This is a genomic window from Amycolatopsis sp. NPDC033938, assembly GCF_055575975.1.
The window spans coordinates 189039-206808 of record NZ_JBVIRO010000012.1 but is presented as its reverse complement, the minus strand read 5'-3'; the positions used below and the strand labels follow the sequence as shown (position 1 = coordinate 206808).

19 protein-coding genes are annotated in these 17770 nt (G+C 63.7%); 4 read left to right on the top strand and 15 right to left on the bottom strand.

Annotation, left to right across the window (positions count from 1 at the left end):
* Positions 1-83 precede the first annotated feature (83 nt).
* Together ACZ5ZX_RS27745 and ACZ5ZX_RS27740 are read right to left on the bottom strand one after the other, a co-directional pair.
* Positions 84-1391, bottom strand: coding sequence for a helix-turn-helix domain-containing protein (locus ACZ5ZX_RS27745; protein ID WP_465504895.1), 1308 nt, complete (start codon positions 1389-1391; stop codon positions 84-86).
* Between the two features lie 214 nt (positions 1392-1605).
* Positions 1606-1899 (bottom strand): helix-turn-helix domain-containing protein, encoded by a 294-nt coding sequence (locus ACZ5ZX_RS27740; protein WP_465504894.1) that lies wholly within the window; start codon positions 1897-1899, stop codon positions 1606-1608.
* Between the two features lie 309 nt (positions 1900-2208).
* Here ACZ5ZX_RS27740 and ACZ5ZX_RS27735 point away from each other — a divergent pair, with 309 nt between their 5' ends.
* The gene (locus tag ACZ5ZX_RS27735) at positions 2209-3270 is read left to right on the top strand and encodes a hypothetical protein (RefSeq protein ID WP_465504893.1); all 1062 of its coding nucleotides are present in this window, start codon (positions 2209-2211) and stop codon (positions 3268-3270) included.
* Here the strand turns inward: ACZ5ZX_RS27735 and ACZ5ZX_RS27730 are convergent.
* Positions 3182-3637, bottom strand: a complete 456-nt coding sequence (locus ACZ5ZX_RS27730) for a DUF397 domain-containing protein (protein WP_465504892.1) — start codon at positions 3635-3637, stop codon at positions 3182-3184. The two genes, ACZ5ZX_RS27735 and ACZ5ZX_RS27730, sit on opposite strands and share 89 nt — an antisense overlap.
* 28 nt (positions 3638-3665) lie before the next feature.
* The gene (locus ACZ5ZX_RS27725; RefSeq protein ID WP_465504891.1) at positions 3666-4547 is read right to left on the bottom strand and encodes a helix-turn-helix domain-containing protein; all 882 of its coding nucleotides are present in this window, start codon (positions 4545-4547) and stop codon (positions 3666-3668) included.
* Between the two features lie 1274 nt (positions 4548-5821).
* On the opposite strand from ACZ5ZX_RS27725, the gene ACZ5ZX_RS27720 reads away from it, so the two are divergent.
* Positions 5822-6163: a hypothetical protein gene (locus ACZ5ZX_RS27720; RefSeq protein WP_465504890.1), complete on the top strand. Its 342-nt coding sequence runs from the start codon at positions 5822-5824 to the stop codon at positions 6161-6163.
* A 6-nt stretch (positions 6164-6169) separates the two neighbouring features.
* Here ACZ5ZX_RS27720 and ACZ5ZX_RS27715 read toward each other — a convergent pair whose 3' ends face one another.
* From ACZ5ZX_RS27715 to ACZ5ZX_RS27680, 8 genes are all read right to left on the bottom strand, one after another.
* Positions 6170-6919 (bottom strand): ESX secretion-associated protein EspG, encoded by a 750-nt coding sequence (locus ACZ5ZX_RS27715; RefSeq protein WP_465504889.1) that lies wholly within the window; start codon positions 6917-6919, stop codon positions 6170-6172.
* A 61-nt stretch (positions 6920-6980) separates the two neighbouring features.
* Positions 6981-8291: a WXG100 family type VII secretion target gene (locus tag ACZ5ZX_RS27710; RefSeq protein ID WP_465504888.1), complete on the bottom strand. Its 1311-nt coding sequence runs from the start codon at positions 8289-8291 to the stop codon at positions 6981-6983.
* A 34-nt stretch (positions 8292-8325) separates the two neighbouring features.
* A complete protein-coding gene (locus tag ACZ5ZX_RS27705; protein ID WP_465504887.1) occupies positions 8326-8955 on the bottom strand; it encodes a DUF3558 domain-containing protein in 630 nt (209 codons plus the stop codon).
* Complete coding sequence (locus tag ACZ5ZX_RS27700; RefSeq protein ID WP_465504886.1) at positions 8952-9449, bottom strand: hypothetical protein; 498 nt, start codon at positions 9447-9449, stop codon at positions 8952-8954. The genes ACZ5ZX_RS27705 and ACZ5ZX_RS27700 overlap by 4 nt, the downstream gene beginning before the upstream one ends.
* A 290-nt stretch (positions 9450-9739) precedes the next feature.
* Positions 9740-10399 carry a hypothetical protein gene (locus tag ACZ5ZX_RS27695; RefSeq protein WP_465504885.1) on the bottom strand — a complete coding sequence of 220 codons (660 nt, stop codon included), beginning with the start codon at positions 10397-10399 and terminating at the stop codon, positions 9740-9742.
* A gap of 51 nt (positions 10400-10450) precedes the next feature.
* Positions 10451-11356 (bottom strand): hypothetical protein, encoded by a 906-nt coding sequence (locus ACZ5ZX_RS27690; RefSeq protein WP_465504884.1) that lies wholly within the window; start codon positions 11354-11356, stop codon positions 10451-10453.
* Between the two features lie 122 nt (positions 11357-11478).
* On the bottom strand, positions 11479-11949 hold the full coding sequence (locus ACZ5ZX_RS27685; RefSeq protein ID WP_465504883.1) for a hypothetical protein: 471 nt from the start codon (positions 11947-11949) through the stop codon (positions 11479-11481).
* Between the two features lie 116 nt (positions 11950-12065).
* Positions 12066-12524, bottom strand: a complete 459-nt coding sequence (locus ACZ5ZX_RS27680) for a hypothetical protein (RefSeq protein WP_465504882.1) — start codon at positions 12522-12524, stop codon at positions 12066-12068.
* Between the two features lie 249 nt (positions 12525-12773).
* Here ACZ5ZX_RS27680 and ACZ5ZX_RS27675 point away from each other — a divergent pair, with 249 nt between their 5' ends.
* Both ACZ5ZX_RS27675 and ACZ5ZX_RS27670 read left to right on the top strand, forming a co-directional pair.
* The gene (locus ACZ5ZX_RS27675; protein WP_465504881.1) at positions 12774-13361 is read left to right on the top strand and encodes a hypothetical protein; all 588 of its coding nucleotides are present in this window, start codon (positions 12774-12776) and stop codon (positions 13359-13361) included.
* Between the two features lie 1020 nt (positions 13362-14381).
* The gene (locus ACZ5ZX_RS27670; protein WP_465504880.1) at positions 14382-15014 is read left to right on the top strand and encodes a hypothetical protein; all 633 of its coding nucleotides are present in this window, start codon (positions 14382-14384) and stop codon (positions 15012-15014) included.
* A gap of 307 nt (positions 15015-15321) precedes the next feature.
* Here the strand turns inward: ACZ5ZX_RS27670 and ACZ5ZX_RS27665 are convergent, their stop codons facing one another.
* The 3 genes from ACZ5ZX_RS27665 to ACZ5ZX_RS27655 all read right to left on the bottom strand — a co-directional run bounded on the left by ACZ5ZX_RS27665 (position 15322) and on the right by ACZ5ZX_RS27655 (position 17767).
* Positions 15322-15519 (bottom strand): hypothetical protein, encoded by a 198-nt coding sequence (locus ACZ5ZX_RS27665; protein ID WP_016331585.1) that lies wholly within the window; start codon positions 15517-15519, stop codon positions 15322-15324.
* A 34-nt stretch (positions 15520-15553) separates the two neighbouring features.
* Entirely contained in the window at positions 15554-16666 is a 1113-nt protein-coding gene (locus tag ACZ5ZX_RS27660) for a hypothetical protein (RefSeq protein WP_465504879.1), read from the bottom strand.
* A gap of 102 nt (positions 16667-16768) precedes the next feature.
* A complete protein-coding gene (locus ACZ5ZX_RS27655; protein WP_465504878.1) occupies positions 16769-17767 on the bottom strand; it encodes a C40 family peptidase in 999 nt (332 codons plus the stop codon).
* Positions 17768-17770 lie beyond the last annotated feature (3 nt).

Here is a 17770-nt window from a genome sequence, read left to right as displayed (position 1 = left end):
TCATTAATCCGGCAAGGACTAGAGCGCTTACCGGTAGAAGCGGCCTACCGTCGGCGGCTCGCGGTAGCGATGGACGGCGCGGGCTAGCGTCGAGTGGCGGTGTCGATGTGGTAGGCGAGGTCGGCCGCGTCGGAGTGTCGTGGGTGGCGGATCGCTTCGGCCCGCACATCGGCGAGGTGGTCGGCCACGCGGCGCGACTTGACTGTGGACGCGAGCTCAAGTGCGCGCTGCCCAGCGGCTACAGCTTCGCCCGGCTCCCCGGCCCGAAACAGCACCGCCGAGAGTTGGCTCGTGCTGATCGTGCGGCGTTTGATCCGCAGCGGGTCCGTGGTCGCGGTGTACGCGGCCAGGGTTTCGATTGCTTTTGGAGCATGGGCGCGGTCATGGGTCGCGGCGATAGCCAGCACGCGGCCGGTCTCGGAGTCGAGCGCGGCAGTGTCGAAGCCGCGCGGCTGGGGGATCACCGCGGAACTAGCCGCGAGCGCTTCCCGTGCGGTGGTGAGCGCGTCGAGGGCCTGGCGGACGCTGCCCATCTCCGCGTGCGCGCGAGCGGTGGTGGAGTGCACGAGGGCGTCGAGCTCGCCGATGTCGGCCCGAGCAGCCGCCACGGTGGCGAGTTGGGTCATTTTGACTGCTTCGCCCGGCGAATTGAGCCGCAGGTACACGCGTGCGGTCTGCTCCAGCGCGAGCGCGGTGCGCATTGGGTCGTCGATCTCCCCAGCGGCGGCCATGGATTGCCCCAGGTAGGACACGGCGACACCGGGTAGACCGGCGTCGTGGGAGGCCCAGCCGGCCAGGCTGAGCAGATCAGCCAGCCCGGCGTAGAGCTGCCTGCCGATCTCGTCGGTATGGGTGGAGCGCAGTAGCGACCGCGCCCATCCGAGCTGCGCGATTACTGCGTCGCGCACCGTGTCACCGCCGAGCTGCTTCTCTTGCTCCCACAGCATGGTGGTCAGTTGCTGTAGTGCTTGGACTTCGGAGCGGCCGACGCGGGCGGGGGTGGGGGTGGCCACTGCGGGCACCGACAGGAGTGTCAGCTCGGCGCTGGTCAAGGCAGCGCCAACAGCGAGTTTCGCGGCGATCCCGAGAACGGCCCTACGGTCGGGCATGGTGTCGGTCACCTCCCGCGCGGCCATCGGGGCAGCGGACAGAGCCGCGCTGGTTTCAGTGTCCGGGGTATAGGCCATGCCCATCAACCCCAGCGGAATCTTGAGACCGGTCGCGATCCGCAGGAGCACGTCGTAGGCCATCACCTGACGGCCCTTCGCGATATCCGACACCTCAGACTGTGACTGCCCGGTCAGTGACGCAATCCTCCGCTGAGACACACCATGCCGCTTGAGCAGCAGAAACACCGAGCCGACGTCCCGCTTACGCAGTGCGGCACGCATCAGCGGCTCATCCCAGACAGCCGCTGGGATCAGCGTCTCACCTGCGCCGGACGTGTTCACCGACCGGCCTGATTGCAGCTCATAAGCTGGATCACGCCACCCAGAGTAGACGCATACCAACGCGGTGTGTAGCAGGCGGGCGGGTGGTGATAGGTCAAGCCGATCGGTCGCACCGATCAGCCCCTAGCCCGTTCGAGCGGTTCGGCTTCGCCGATCAACCCCGGCGCGGACGCCGCAAGGGTCGCCCCTCCGCGTCTTCCCCTGGCGGGCTCGGGGGAGGTGCGGGCAGGCCCTTCATGAGCTCGGCCGGGTCGATCTCCAACCCTTCGGCCAGGCGCAGCAGATTCCGCAAGCTCAAGTTCCGCAGACCGCGTTCGACCTGCCCGATGTAGGAGAAATGGACACCGGTCCGCGCGTCCAGGTTCTCCTGACTGATCTTGAGCACCCCACGGCGCGCCTTGATCCGCTCGCCCAGGATCCGGGCCGCTTCAAAAATGGGCTCTGGCACGCGACATAGCCGATCGGCTCCCGGCTCAACAGACCAGAGGTGATCCGCTGGCAGCTTGACTGTTGGCGGCTTATAAGTACTAGTGTGCGTCCTACCGCACCCCACCGCACAGAGGCGGGGTGCTCGACGGACGGAGACGCTGGTGCACATGCGCAGTGGCGGCAGTGGTGGAGTCGGCACCGTGGGCGAGACCGGCCCGAAGAAGTAACACCACACAACGAGAGGGACCCCGGCGCGAGACTCGCCGGGGTCCCTCCTTTGTCGTAGCACAAAAGCGTGACGCGGGCGATATTTGTAGTGTGTCTATTTGTGACCAGTGACCCCGATATTCACCACAGATACTTCCGCTTGAAGGCCGCCGCATTTGCGGCCGCTCTTATTATCGTCGGTATTGCGTTGGTTGCTATCGGGGTCACGCCCGCCGTGCGGCGCATCGAGTGGCTGCCAGTCAAAGAGGCAGGTTTCACCGCTATCACAACGGGACTAATCCCGGTCACGCTTGAATATCTGATTAAGCGCGAGGGTTTGTGGCGATTTGTGGAGGCGTTCATTCGCGCTGTGTCGGTGCGGACGCGAGATATCGCGCGGTTTCTCTCGCCTAAAGCCGTGAATAGCTTGGTGGAGAATTCGTTAGCAGTCCGCTTAGGGGACGAAGACTTAGCGCGCGATCTTGTGCGCGACCTCGTGGGCAAAGTGGAACGCGCCGGACAACGACGCCATGTCGATACTCGGATATCCATACAACTCACGCCATGGAGAAGCGGCCCTGCTGACGGACCCGGCGCGATGTTCGTCGCCACGATCGCGCACCAGTACTACACCGACACCGTGACCCATGAGCCGTACAGCTTCACTTGTGTTTCCGAGTATGCGGACTATCTTTCGTTGCGCCGCAACAGCTCCGGTCAGGCGTGGCACTTTCCCGCCGTCGGCGATCTAAGTGCTGAAAATCCGGCCGTGTTCAGGCTTGCCGACTACGCGATAGACGGCGTGCCGCAGACAATCACGCACCACGCCCAGTCAAGTAGTCAAACCTATACGGTGACACCACTTCCGCAATCGCTTACGCCTCAAGGTCGACGCCGAATCACCTACACTTACACAACCTTGGTAGCGCAACGGGGACATATCTTGTGGCTGAACATTGACACGATCACCAAAGGATTGCTCGTTGATTTTGCGCACTACGATTGCGGCATCTCGCATATCACCGCGCCAACGTTTTTCGGCGACGAGGACACCCGAATTTCTTACAGTGCGCCAAGTCCTACAGCGGGTGGATTCACCGCTGAATATCCCGGCCGGATCTTACCGCCCGCGGCCGGCTTAGCCATCGCATGGACGCTCGAACGCGAACTAGCAGAGCCGTAAAGAAGGGGCGTTTGGTTGGGGGGTTGAATTCGCCGTCTCGGATACCCGCTACGAATGCAGACCATTCCGAGGGCGTGAAAACAAGGTGCATGTTTTCTTGTTGCATAACGATAAAAGTGGCTGCACCGTGCTGCACTCGTGAATATTCAAGAGCTCTAGAGATTCCTAGCCAGGTTGCGCCTGTTAGATCGAGGTTCGCGCGAACTGGCACCTTATCGACGTAAGCATGGTTGCCGGAAAATTTTGCGGAATCGTCGTTGGCGGCGACAGCGATAAACGAACGCCATATTTTGCGTGACACCTCAAATCTGGGTCCTTGAGGATCTTTCGAGTCTCGGAGAAGGATTGTCTTAGCGTCAAGGCACACTTCTACGCAGTTGCCTGTGTCCCCGCTTCTAGCGCTCGTTTTCCATTTGTGCTTTACGTGCGTCACTAGCCGTGCTCCTGTGATGATCTACTGATAGGTCCCGCATTAGCCCTATCGAGTGATCGGAGGATATCGCCAGCGCGGCATCCTTTTCCCATGTGTCCTTATAGATTTTGTACTGCTCCTCGTCGTCAATGAAAAGGCCGCCGGTCAGATTGTTTATGGCGACCACGCCTAGCCCGTCGTCGAGCAGGAAGCAGTGAAACGGTGTGCTTTGCGCGTGGTGTGGTCCGACCTCACGGGGCAAGATGCGAATAGTGACGTTAGGGCGGTTCGCCATCTCGATGAGGTGATCGAGCTGCTCTGCCATGACCGCATGATTGCCCACGAGCCCTGTAAGCACCTGCTCGGCAATGATTGCATGCATCGTGAGATCGCCATCTTTGACGCGTCCTTGACGCTTTAGCCGCGCGTCGACTCGTTTCTGAATCGAGCTTGGAGGTTCTTGCCCTCGAACAAACGTAATTAACTCCCGGCAGTACGCCTCAGTTTGAAGCAGTCCAGGCACAACGTCGATAGTTAAGCTATGCACCATTGCGGCGTCGGCTTCTAGTTCAATCCAACCCGCTTCCGTTCCCAAAACGTCGCTATATGAGCTCCACCAGTCTCGGCGCGGGTTCTTCGCTTGGCGTGCCAGTCTCACCAGTGATTCTGTTGTCTCTGCTGGAATGTCAAGAGCGGTGGACAGTGTCAGCGCATCGTCCCCGTTGATGCCCTGTTGCATCGTCTCAATGCGAGCGACTTTTGACGGCGAGAATCCGCTGAGCGCCGCTACTTGATTCACCGTCAAGCCCGACTCTTCTCTGGCTTTGGCAAAGGCTTTAGCCAGTCTTCGACGCCGTAGAGACACCCCAGCCATCGTTACCCCGTTCGTGTATTAGTGATGATTTCTCACTTGTGGGAAATCATCAGATTTGATTCTATTGCACTCAGCATCGAAAGGGCTACAAACAGTTACACCTCCGCTTTAAGTCCGATCGAACGCTTGCACATTCGGGAGCGCCAAAGCTGCAAGGGACAAATAGAGATGCCGGACTATATCGATTCCACCGTCAAGCACCCTCTGCCGGACAGATGGATGGTGGGACCCGAGGAAAGTTGGCTTGCCGATTTGCATTTTGTGCAAGGCGCATCGCGAATCACCATGCCACATGGTCTTCTGTGTTATCTCACCGCTTGCGGCCGACTGATTCCCGAGTCCAAACGGCCGCGGGCGATGCGGGTTTGCCTAGCGTGTCAGCGAGCAACCGGCTTGCAACACAATATCTACGCAGGTGAGCACCGTGTTTGACACTGACTTGAAGAATTTCCTAGTCAACGCAAGCGTTCTAGAGTGGTGCTACACCAAAGGAATTCGTGAATCGATCGCACGCAATATGGAAGGTCTCCCGGTCGCCGACGACCTGGTAGTCCACGCGCGAGACCTTCACCGCCTCGTCAATGCCCTCGTTCTCCACGCGCAATCGGAGACCACAGGACAACCGCTACCGCTCGGGTTCAACCGCGAGATCCGAACCCACTGCCACTTACTTCACTAAAGCCCCCGGTTCCCGCTTCAGCTACCCCCGAGGCGGAGCGGAGACCGGGTTTGAGCCCCAGCCGACTAAACCCGCATTTAGCCGGTTGGGGCCTGGGAAGGGGACGCGCGAAGGGGTGCGCGTCCAAACGGGTTCCCAGAGGCATAACCGCGCTGATTGAACCCCACACCGCGCGGGCCTGCGCTCCCTCTCGTGTCTGGCTACGCGCCCCTTTCCTAGCGCCGTAGCAAGACACGAGCCGATCAGCCGCCCCGATCACCTCGTGATCGGTCGAGCTGTACTCCAAGCCGAACCCTTCGCGCCGTCTCCCCGCCTCTGCCCAGCACCGGCAATCGTGGCCACATGCCGGGTGGTTCTCGCAACGTCTCGCCCGGCACACGGTCCGGCCTGCGGCGGTCGGACCAGGCAGCCCACGAGCCGCGCCAGGCCCCGCGCGAACGCCCCACCCGTCGACCAGCCCGCACGCCTCCGGATCGATCACCGGAACCGGAGCGGGTGACGGCGGGCAGAGAGCGCCGCGACCCCAGCGCCGCTCGTGGGCTGCCACTCCACACCGGCAGAAGGGCGAAGGGTGGACATTGGCCGGATGCTGGTCAGCGCCGGAGTGATCCTCGCACCCGTCGCGGCCTACGCCGTATTTCTCGCCGTCTATGACTACCGCCGCCGTCGCCGCATCAGACGCGGCGCAAAGCGGCCCACGGTCGCGCAAATCGCCGAACGCATCGCCACCGAGCCTGACCACGACCACAGCGCCGAAGGTGACGGTGAGGACGCCGCGGAATCCACGGCAGCCAGATTGACACTTAAGCGTCAAGCCGGCCAGCCCATCGAACCCCGCTTAGAACCAGAGCCCCGGCACGGCTCACGGCTCCCGCCTGGTTGGCATTGGCCCAACCGCGAACCCGACGACCCGCCACAGCCCCCGTGAAGTGGGTCAGCGCAGTCCGTCGAGGGTGTCGTTCAGGGTGAGAATCGAGTCTCGGAAAGTGGCCGGGTGCATCACGATCTGACTGTCGCCGGTGGCGTAGGTCAGCACCCGACCCCGCCCGGTCAGATCTAGCGCGGTGATCGGGCTCGACCGCACGCGCTCACCGTCGCGGCGACACGCGGCATACAGTTGGTGCGCGGCGTCACGAGGCGCATTAAGCACCGACACCAGCTCGTCGAAGTCGCGAGTATCCACAGGCTCCGCTAACGGGTCGTCCGGGTGTGCTGGCCCGTCCTCAGCTTCCGCCCGCGCCATGGACACCGCCCGCACGGCGGCGGGGTCGATCGGCGGAAGCGAATCAAACAGCGCGGTCGCTAGCCGGGTCGCGGGGATGGGCTCGATGATCACCGCCTGCGGGTCTGCGATGACGCGTAGCGCGTCGGTGTCATTGGCGGCGATCAGTACCGCGCCGTGGGAATCGTCGCGGTACTGGCTGAACGCGTAGAACTCGCTCACCGGGGATGCCATGAGTTTCATGGTGCTGATCCACAACGGGTTTAGCCTGCCGCCACGGGCTAAACCCTTATCCACCAACAACTTCAGTGTTGCCTCGTGTAAGGCGCGGGTTGCGTCGTCATCGGTCCACAGGTGCCGATCGGTGCCGATGATCGGGTGCGGGTCGGGTAGGTCGATCATCGACCATGCGGTGAGAAACCCTTGACGGGGAAGAACTACCGCGCGTTCAAGCACACTCACGGGCACGCCTTTACGATGATGGACTCGACAGGGAGCTACTCGACGGGGACCGGGTCAAAAGCTACTTGCCGATGGTCGGCGGTACGGCTGGATACCCGGTCTCCGGGTCGACCAGCTTGTCGCCCTTTTCGGTGAACAAGGCGTCGTCGTCCTGGACGTACTTGCGTTGCCGTTCGCGGTCTTCCTCGCCCTTACCGCGTGCTCCAGCCGGGGGCATCATCCCTGGGGTCCCGCCGAGGCGGCTACCGGCGCGCGTCGAGGCCGGACCGCCACTCGGGGCAGTTCCTTCGGTCATTCCTCGCATCCCGGTCTGCCGACCCGACCCCGGAACACCCCCAGCACCGCCAGAGCCGCCCGGACCTTTCCCTACCGTGCCCGGACCACCGCTCGTGCCGGGTGCGGGGTTCCAGCCGACACCACCGAGATACGGATTCGCCGCGCGGGGGTCGAGTCCTCCAGGAGCGTTCACGGGAGGAACGACGGGGCCAGAGGTGAGCGGGCCGGTGTTAGTCGCTGGTGGTGTCCATCCCGAGGTGGTTGTTTCGTCGTGTGCTGCCGGGTGCCGCACAGGGGCAGGAGTTACGGAGTGCTCTCCTGGTCCCGCGCTCGTCGAAGGTCCCGGCGCAACTGGCGCAGGTCCCGACGACGGCGGGGCCACCGTTCCCGGTCCGGTGTCGCGGTCGGAGCGGCCAGCGCCGAACCCCTTGACCGGGCCGCGTTTCGCGTCCGGTGTCCCAGGGCCGGGGGCAATCGTGATATCTCCGGCGTCAAAATCGCCAAGCGTGCCGTAGTCTCCGGTGAGCCGCTGGCCTTGCTCGCGGGTGTTGACCGCGTACGAGTCGTAGGCTTCCGCGTTCCGCTTGGCGGCATTGTTATAGTCGCTGATCGCGTTCTCTGTGTCGGTGTTCCAGGGAAACACCGAATCCAGAAAACTCTTCTCCGGTGGCTTATTCGGGAGCGGGGTAATGCTGGCTTTCATCGTGTCAAAGTGGGTAGCCACACCGGACACATTCCTACTATTTTCCCCAAGGGTGTTACTGGTGACATCGAGCGCGGAACTCAGTTTCTTCATCCGGGCCTGCGCCGCATCCGAAGCGTGACCAGTCCACGCGGATTCGAACTTTCCCGCGAACGCGAGCACTTCCGACGACAACGCGCGGTGATCACCAGCCAAGCCCGACGCGGTGCGCGCGCCGTCATGCCACTGCTCACTCGACCCGACAAGAATCGCCCTGATCGCCTCATCGATCGAGGTGACCCGCCCTAACCGGCCGCTCTGACCGCCACCACCGAACAAGCCACCGACCCATTCGCCAGCGGCGTGAAGACCGGCTTTCACACCGCCTTCGACCGTGTGCACGGCCTTGGTCACCAGGTTCCGCGCGTCATCCCACAGACTCACCAGGTCACGCCCCCGCCCGCTGCTTGAGTGTGGTCACCACAAGCCCTGCCATCTGCGCCGTTACTTCGCATGAATCAGCCTTGCCCCGCTTGCCGTCACCGAGAAAACCGTTGACATCAATGGACAAATCGTCAGCGAGCCCGACCGAAACCGCGCAGTCCCGGTCAGTGTTGTCCGAGTGTGCAACCGCAGGAAACCCTTGTATATCAGGCAAAGGCCGCCATACCTGGCTCTTTGGCTTGGTGTTCTCATAGACCCCGCTCAGTCCGGCGTGGGTTTCGGTCGTGAAGCCAACGATGATTTGGCCTAGCGAGGTCGGATTGACCCATGCGCAGCTTGGGCCAATTCCTCCCGTGTTGTCGGCCTTACCGGCGACTTCGACCCCGATGGCCTGCTTGACTTGCGCGGGGGTGAGCGCGGTTTCGCATGGAGCACCCGACAGCACTGAGGCGGGCAAAGGGTTTTGAACCTTGGGGGCACCCGCGTACGGCAACGCCGAACCCGCACTGCTCGACGGTGCCAGACTGCTGGATGGGGCAGGGGTCGGGGTTTTCTCCGTCGCGCCGGACGAGCACGCCGTCAGCAGCACTGCGACACCTGCCGCTAAGGCACCATGTTTTATTGTCTTCATCATCCGGCCATACCCCCTGAGTTCTCAGCGCCCGCGCTCGTCTTATCGAGCGCCGCTTTACTGTCGGCGTCGTTGTTGGCGGTCATCCCTAACGCCTTATAAAGCTTCTCACGCAGCGTCTCAAGGTATCGAATCTCGTTCTCGATTTGCTTGACCGCCGCATCGAACGCCGCGCTCGTTGTGGTCCACGGAGTTACGCCCGCTAAAAACCCCGCTGTGAGCTTGCCGTTATAGTCCACGCTCACAACATCCTGTGCAGGCGGCTTAAGCTGCTTAAGATTTCGGGCTTTTGACTTCATTTGGTCTAGTTGGGCAAGGAAACCGTTCACTTCTTCGAGTGCTGAGTGAGCTTGATCTAGACTGAGCGTGAATCCTTGACCAGGTGTCGTGGTCGCAGCGTCAAGGGCTAACTGGGTTCGAGGTCCCATCTGCCCTAGTTGTGACGCTATGTCGCCGACAGCCTCAAACGCTCTACTGTAAAAGCCACCCTCGCCCATGCCCGCCCCTCTAGCCCCTCGTCCACGTGTGCGTGATCGGTGCGACCTGTCGCGCCCTGATCGGTTAAGGCCGATCAGCGGCGCATATCACCGTAGCGGATCGGTCACCCCCAGTGGAGAGGGTTGAGGCACACCCGTCGGTAACAAGCCGCTGGCGAACAGAAGAAGCCGGTAATCGAATGACACGAACAGCGAAGCCCCATCATGGCCAGGGGAAACGATCGAACGACAGATATCCCCGAACGCGACGATGACCGGATCGTGGCCGATCCTGGACGAGTGCGCCGTGGCTACCGCGCCCTACCTCGCCGCTTCGGCTGCTTCACCGCGCCCGACCCCGCTAGCTTGTCTGAGTTCACAACGGGAAAGAGGGTGTCGGCGGGGATTTCCCGGTCTTTCTCGTCGGCCTCGGCATCGTTGGCGTAGACGATCTCCACCAACTCCCGCAATAGCCACAACAACAACGTGGCACCGTGCACGAGCAGGACTAGCCCAAGCTCGAACAGCCACGGAGCGACCCGTTTACCCGAGGTGACCTGGACCATCGCCGCGACCAACCCCAGCAGTGTCGCCGCGAACGGCTCGGCCACCACCGCCAGCCATGCGCGTTGCAACGGCTTACCCGACTCGAACCGGAAAAACCGGATACGCCGAGCCTCCGACCCGATCGTGAACACGATGACCACACCCGCGAAACCAGCGACGATCGCCGCCGCAGCGGCAGCCCCCAGATACAGGGTCACCGCGGTCCCCGTGTTCGCGTCTGACGCCAGGCTTTTGAACGGGTCCAGAAACCGCCACCAGATCGTCACCACGCCATGCGCGGCCACCCCCACCAGCAGCGCGAGCGCGACCCGCAGCGGATGATTTGAGCACGCCCGTCTCACCGCCGCCCACAGCGCACGCAGCCGGCCGACCTTGCTGTCCTCGGCGCTGGTCGCCGGGTCCATGGCCCCTCCCAAGGTCACCTAACCTCGGCTGAGCCGTCGCGGATCAGCCGTCTACGAGAACTCCTTCCGGAACACCTCGATGGCGTTGTTCATACCAGTCAGGACCGACACTTCCGACGGCCTCTCGTCGCGCTTGATGTCGAACTTCTGCGTCGAGGTGAACTGCTCCTTGATCAGGTCATACTTGAGCCGTTTAAGATCATCGCCGTCGGCGATCTCCAAGCTCACCTCGGCACTCTTGACGAAGTCCTCCCGCACCCAACGCGCCCCTTCCAACAGCGTCGTCTTCGTGTCCTCATGCCCCGAACGACGCCCCAAGGTCCAGCCCAGTTCAATGTCGGTCTCGGTCGAGACCCGCTTCGCCGCCCGCGCCGCCGCACCGATCCGTCCACCGCCCGTCTCCGGGACATCCACGTCCGGCTCGACCTTCACTCGCAGGATCGTCGCCCCCTGAGCGTCGGCCAACCGCTCGGAGACGCGGGAGTTGATGATCGGCACAAGGGTGTAATTGTGCACGACCCCGTTAGGGTCCAGCATCGACGAAAACCACGACTCCAGCGCGGTCACACGCGGTGACGCCGCCGACATGGTGAGCACCGCGATCTGATTCGACGCGCCGAACGGGACGACGTAGGTCGGCTCGACCAGCACCGCGTCCTGGTCCTGGGGCTCCAGATCACCCACGATCCCGGTCGCGCTGCTGAGACTGTCCGGCCACTCCGCGCGCTCACGAACTCCGGCGATATAGAAATAGCGGGTCGCGGGCTGCTTACCAGTACGGCTCTCCCCATGGGTGGTGCGTCCACGGATGTTGATCTGCCGATCCGCCGCAGGCAGCGCCTCCACATGTTTGGCCATCTTCAGCCAGAAGTCGTTCGACACCGGGTCCGTCCGTGTCCCGTTACCGACTTTCTTCTCGGCTCGCAGCTCGTAGAACCGGACCACTTTGCGCATCATCGCCGAAACCCACCCTCACGCAGCCCTACAGTGAGTAGTCGACGCTACCAGCGCAAACAGCGGTCGAGTGTCACCCGAAGGCGTGGTGCCCCACGTTTGACGCTTAAGTGTCAACTTGACACTTAAGCGTCAGGACGGAACCCGTCCGGAGCAGCGTTATGGGTCGAGTTAGCCGACAGGTCTCGGGTTGGCCGGGCTCTACGCCACGCCTCAGCCTCACTGACGCCGAGCACGTGCAGCATCTGATCACCGCACTCGCGTATCACGCCACGCGGAATATCAGCGGCAATCACCCGCGCTTTACGCTGGTAGTCCGCCCGCACCTCAGCGTTGTCCATGCCCCCGGCGCGCACCATCTCGTTGTGATTAGCCACCACCTCGGCCATCTTCTTCACCGTCAGCTCCATCGCCTCAGTAGCCCGCAGAGCGATCGCCACAAGCTCAGCTTCCTGCTCAGCGGTCACTTCCGGTCGAACGAGGGCGCTCCCGTCCACCGCAGCCGGAGCCTCGGCAAAATCCCCGACCGCATCAGGGCTCCAGTGGTGGTCCGATACCGTATCGTCATTCTCTTCTTGTTCATGAACATCATTCATGAACACCAGTGTGGAGAATTAGAATTCACAATGGCGCGGAATAAGCCGAGGTCAAGACGAACGGACTAACGCGCGTGACCGGTAACACTTTCTCGACTTTGCAACGATGACCCGTGCTAGTACCACGGATGCCAGCCTTTCTCGTCGCCCACCAACCTCAGAACCCGCGACTTTTTCTCCGTGATCTTGTAGGCACTCATCAATGCCTGTTGGGCCACTAGGGCAGCGAAAAGCATGATCAGCAACGCGGCTAGCCTGCCGTTAGAAGGAATGTTGTCCAGCACAAAGGCAAGGATCGCGCCAGCAGCGGAAAACGTCATCAACGACAGTGCCTGAAGAAGGCGGCGATTCGCTGCCGCTGTCATCTCTATCAGGAACGCTTGAAACTGCTCAGGGTCGTCACACAACGCCACTACCAGCTTCACTTCCCGCTCACCTTTGGCGACCCGGCGAGCTCGATAACGCGCATTTGCTCCCGCGAGCCCCTTCTGCAACAACGGGGTCGCAAGGTTCACTGCAATCGCGATCGGCACCGACAGTGCCAACCCCAGCCAAAACGTGCCCATGCCGTCCACGACGCTCTACACCCTCCAGGCCCTCGCTGACACGACCGGACCTTCTTACCGTCAAACTGTGCACACGCCGCCGAAACACCGTTCCCGGACGCAAACAGATCAGCTCCAGAGACCACGGCCGAACACTGATGAGCACCGCCCGCGCGCCCCGCATTCCCGAAATCCCCAACGCCCCGTGCTGGTCCCGCTGTTCGTCGTAGAGTGTCGCTCGACGGATGGGAACGGCGACGGAGAGCGGGGGGCCTGAACGTGAGCGTGCCGGACAAGCCATCGAAGATGTCCGAGGGGCACAAGTGGATCGCGGCGATCGGCACCCTGCTCGCAGGGCTTGCCGCTATCGGCATCACCGTCTCCCGCTGCGACGGATCAGCCACCACCACCGGCACCACAACGAACCCGCCTCCGTCAGCGACCCCGCCGGTCTCGACAACTCCGCCGAGCACCCCTGACGCGTCTACGCCCCAGCCGGCCGCGCCGACCGTGGTCCGGCAAGGCGGCGCGACCATCAAAGAGGGCGAATCCCTCAGCTTCGCCAGCGGCACCGCGGGCAAAGGCATCGCCAACCCGGACTTCTCCTTTCCCGGTGGACTGCACCAGAGCGTGAGCGCCGCGAGCGGAAAGATGAAACGGGCCTACCGTGCGGCCACCGCCGAGGGGTGCAAAGACGAGTTCACCCGCGACATCGACGTAAAAGCAAGCGAAGACGCCGTCGAGCCCGGGAACTGGTACTGCCTTCAAAGCCGGTCAGGCAATGTCGCCGCCGTCCTCATCGAGGACTACAACTACCGCGACACAATGCGCGTCCAGTTCACCGAATGGAACCTACCCGCCCAGTAGGCACGCGCCTCGCAGCTCAGCAGTGGCGATGTCCAGGATCAGGTGAGACCGACGCGTTCAGCATTCACCGGACACAGTGCGTCTGACCGGCATTTTCGGGCGTGCCGCAGTGTTGTGTTCAGAGTTTCTTTTATCTATCAAGGCGGCCCCTTCGGGGCCGCGCTGCCGGGACGGGCACCGGGGCGTGCGGCCTGGCGGCCGGTCCCCGGACCCGTCCGGCAGCGGCACGAAAGCCGCCATCGATAACCACTGCACACCAGTCACGCCGAACAACGGCGACCAACTGGTGCTCGCGCGGGCTTGGCGTCTCGACCCCTCACCGCCACGCGCCGCGTTGCTGGGCTCTCTGCCGGATTGTCGAGCACCCATCCACGCCGCGTTTGAGTGACACCGTGCCGCAAGGCGAAAGCCGCACAACGCAGAAGAGCCCCGCCCAATTGAGCGGGACTCCTCAATCCCCGCTACAGCAGGGAGAAATTTAGCTCCGTTGTGAAACAACGGATCATCCCCGCTGACGCAGGGAAGGCACTAAACGCATGCGCGTATATGGAACACCCCCGCTAACGCAGGGAACGCACTAAACGCGTGTGAGTGTACGGAGCATCCCCGCGTTCGCAGGGAAAACGTGCCTCATCCAACCTTCACGAGAACGTGCTTGCTGGATCATCCCCGCGAAGACGGGGAACTGAGGCACGCCGAAAACCTAGCAGAAACGAATTATTCCTTCTAGAACGCCCGGAGCTTATTACTCCAAAAGAACCAAAGATTCAAAAAATAAGGAAATGTAGCCCCTTCCTCGATCGCTGATCGTTATATGGCCGGTCCGCCGTGTCAAGGCGGGAAAGCGTGCCTTGACACACCAGCCCAGCCACATAAGCGGGCTCCCTATCGGGTAAGGGGACCGGCTAGGCCGGGCAGACCGGTTTCAGTTCCACAGGCCAGGTTCAGCCGGGATCCCCTCGACGAAAACCAAGCGTTTTGACGCTTAAGTGTCAAAGCCCGTCAGGGAGGTACACCGCTATGACCGCCACCATCACCAGCCCCTTGGTTCACGCTCTGGAAACGGCGTGGGTGATCATCCAAGCCCGCCACGCCGATGTTCCCGACGTCGTGCTGACCATCGGCTCTGGCAGCATCGGAGCCAAAGCGGGCACTCTCCGGTTGGGGCATTTCGCGGCCGGACGGTGGCAGCACGGCGACGGTGAGCGGCTGCCGGAGTTGTTCGTGTCCGGCGAAGGACTCCAGCGCGGAGCCGTGGATGTGCTCGGCACCCTGCTGCACGAGGCCGCGCACGGCATCGCCCACACCCGCCAGGTCAAAGACACCTCCCGGCAGGGCCGCTACCACAACCAGCAGTTCCGGGCGATTGCCGAGGAGCTGGGGCTTGCCGTCGACGTTGATCCGCGTATCGGGTGGAGCCTGACCACTGTCACCCCGGAGACCGCCGACCGCTACGCCGACACCATCACCGCCATCAACCACGCAATCACCGCCTACCGGCACGCCGAAGCGGGCACAACCAAAAAGCCCGGATCGAGCAACTTGGCGGTGGCGACCTGCCTGTGCTCCCGCCGGATCCGAGTCGCCCGCAGTACCCTTGAGCAGGCATCGATCACCTGTCAAGGGTGCGGCACTGACTTTCTCGCGGTGTAGCCGCGTGAGCGGTCGGATCGAGGCATCGAGCCCCGATCCGACCGCACCAGGCCCGCCGCCCTCAGGCCGTATCCAGGCCGTGCAACGTCTCCCACTACTGAGAACTAGTGCACGGTAATGCCAGGTCACGGCTCTTGTTGGGGGTGACGACCAGCCCGCAAAACCCCAAGTAGCAAAGGTCCCTTGCTCTCTCCGCAGGCTCGGCCCGGTACTCGGACCGCGACGATGAAGGAATTGGGACGTTGAGTGTCCCAATTCCTTCATGGACGCGGTCCGCGACCGCGCGCGCGGGGGCGGCGGGCGAGGCTCAGTCGCCGTTCCACTTGGCGTCTTCGGCGTCGGCCTGCCGCGTGCGTTCCTTGGCGATCTCCAGTGCCCGCCGGGCCGTCGCCTCGTCGGGGTACGGGCCGAGGAGGTCGATGCTCCGGCCGCGTTCCAGGTGCTCGACCTGGTTCGTCTTGGTGTTGAAGTACCAGCCCTGATCCGGGTTCGGGTCGCTCGACATGCGTCTAGCGTGACATCACCAGGACGTCCTGTCATCACTTGCGGTAGCGGTAGGGGATCTCCGTCGGCTCACCGGTCGGGCCGAACTCCCCGCCCTCCGGCGGATCCACCTTCGAGCTTTCCGGCACGTTGTCGGCGAGTTCGTCGAACCATCCGCGGTGCATCGGCACACCGCGCGGCGGGGTGGCGGGCTCCGGCGCGGCCGGGGTGCCCGGCGGCGGCGAACCGGGCGACGTCGGTTGCGGCAAGGGTCCCGAAGGCGGCCCGGTCACGGGCGGCGCCACCGGCGGAGCGGCAGGCGGCATCGAAGAAGGCGGTGGCGTGACCGGCATCGGCGGACTCGCGGCCTGCGGCGGCTCCGGCTGCGGTTCCGCCTGTGACGGCGCGGCGGACCGCGGCGCTTCCGGTGTCGCCGGAGGCACGCTCACCGCAGGAGGCGGCCCCTGAGCAGCCGGAGGTTGCGCGACAGGAGGCGGCCCGGCCTGCGTCTGCGCGGGCGGCGGTGGCTGCGGTGCCGGGTGAGCGCCCGGCAACGGCGGCGCGGGCGGCCCGGCGGGCGGAGCGACCGTGCGCCACACCGGGGCGGGCCCGATGTTCATCGGCGCCGGGGCGCGCGGCGGCTGACCGGTCGACGGCGGGGCCGCCTGCGACGGCGGCGGTGCCTGGCGCTGCGCGGGCTTCGGGATCGGGTCGAGACAGGAGACGAGCACCGTGGTGTTCGCCGGGTCCTCGATCTTCCGCCCGCTGCGCTCCCGGTAGATCATCTCGCCTTCGGTGTCCATCTCGACCAGGTAGCCGGCCTCCGCCAGCTGCTCTTCATCGAGATCGACGAGCTTTTCGTAGCGCGAAGGCACGACTCGGTAGATCGGCCACGCGAGGTGGCCGTTCTCGTGGTGGAACTGGGCCAGCAGGGCGGCCATCTGCTGCTGCCATGGCAGCGACATCCCCTCGGCCAGCGAACGCGGCAGCACGACGTAACCGGGGTCGACGCCCGGCCAGCCTTGGTTCAGGTGATCGGCCAGCGGCGTGCTCGACGCCGGCCTCGCCGCCTGCCGCGCGGGCTGTGGAGTACCGAAAAGATCGCGGGGATCGACCTCCGGGCCGACTCCCGCCGCGGGCTTGCCTCGCCTTCCGAATTTCCGTGCCACGTTCTTCATCCTCTGCCAGTGTGCGGCCGCTCGCCGGTGGACAGGCCGCCACTTCGGGTGAATCCGATGGTCCCGCGGTCGCGAAACCACCCGTTCACCATGCTAAACGCCAGGACGGACCGCCTGCGCGACCACTTCGGCCTCATCGAAGGAGAAGTCGCGGATGTGCACCGGGACGCCGGTCTGCTGCGCCTCGACGATCTTGCCGTCTCCCAGGTACATCGCCACGTGGTGGATGGTCGCCGGGTTCGACGGGACGGTGGCGAGGAACAGCAGGTCACCCGGCTGCGCCTGCCGCACCGGCAGCATCGCGCCCGCCTTGTACTGGTCGCGGGAAACCCGCGGAAGGATGATTCCGGCGGACTCGTAGGCCCGCAGCATCAGCCCGGAGCAGTCGTAGGAATTCGGTCCAGTGGCGCCCCACACATACGGCTTGCCCTGCTCGGCGAGGGCGAACTTGATGGCCTGCGCGGCGGCCTGGCTCGGCGGCACGACACTGCCGACACTCGAACCGCAGCCGACGACGTCGACGATCTGGCCCTCGTTCTGCACGAGGAGCGCCGCCATCGGCTCCCAGCTGTGATACCGGTCGGGGAAGCCGGACCGCTCCACCCGCTGCGCGGCGTCACCGGGGCGCAGGTTCTCCCAGTCCGGCACCGCGAGCAGCACGTCGTAGAACTTGTTGACCTGGTACGGCGGGTTGGTGACCTCCGCGACGGTGCCCCAGCCCATCGACGGCCGCATCTGGAAGATACCGAGCGAGTCGCGGTCACCGTAGGTCAGGTTCCGCAGCTTGGACTCGGTCATCCCGGCCTGGATCGCCACCTGCCACGCGCGGGGCGAAAGGGACCGCTGCTTGCCGATCGAGATGATCAGCGCGACGATCCCCTTCTGTTCGTCGTCGAGTTTGTTGATGTCCGAAGAACCGCGATCGACCTGACCGGGCAGGGTCGGCCCGATCGACGCGTCGCACGAGGTCTTGACGACGCCGCCGGCCTGCGCCTCCATATGCTCGGTCACCACCTTGGTGACCGTGCCCGTGGTGACCACCGCGGCGAAGACCGCGGCGATCAGCACGCCGACGATGATCCCGATCTTCATCGG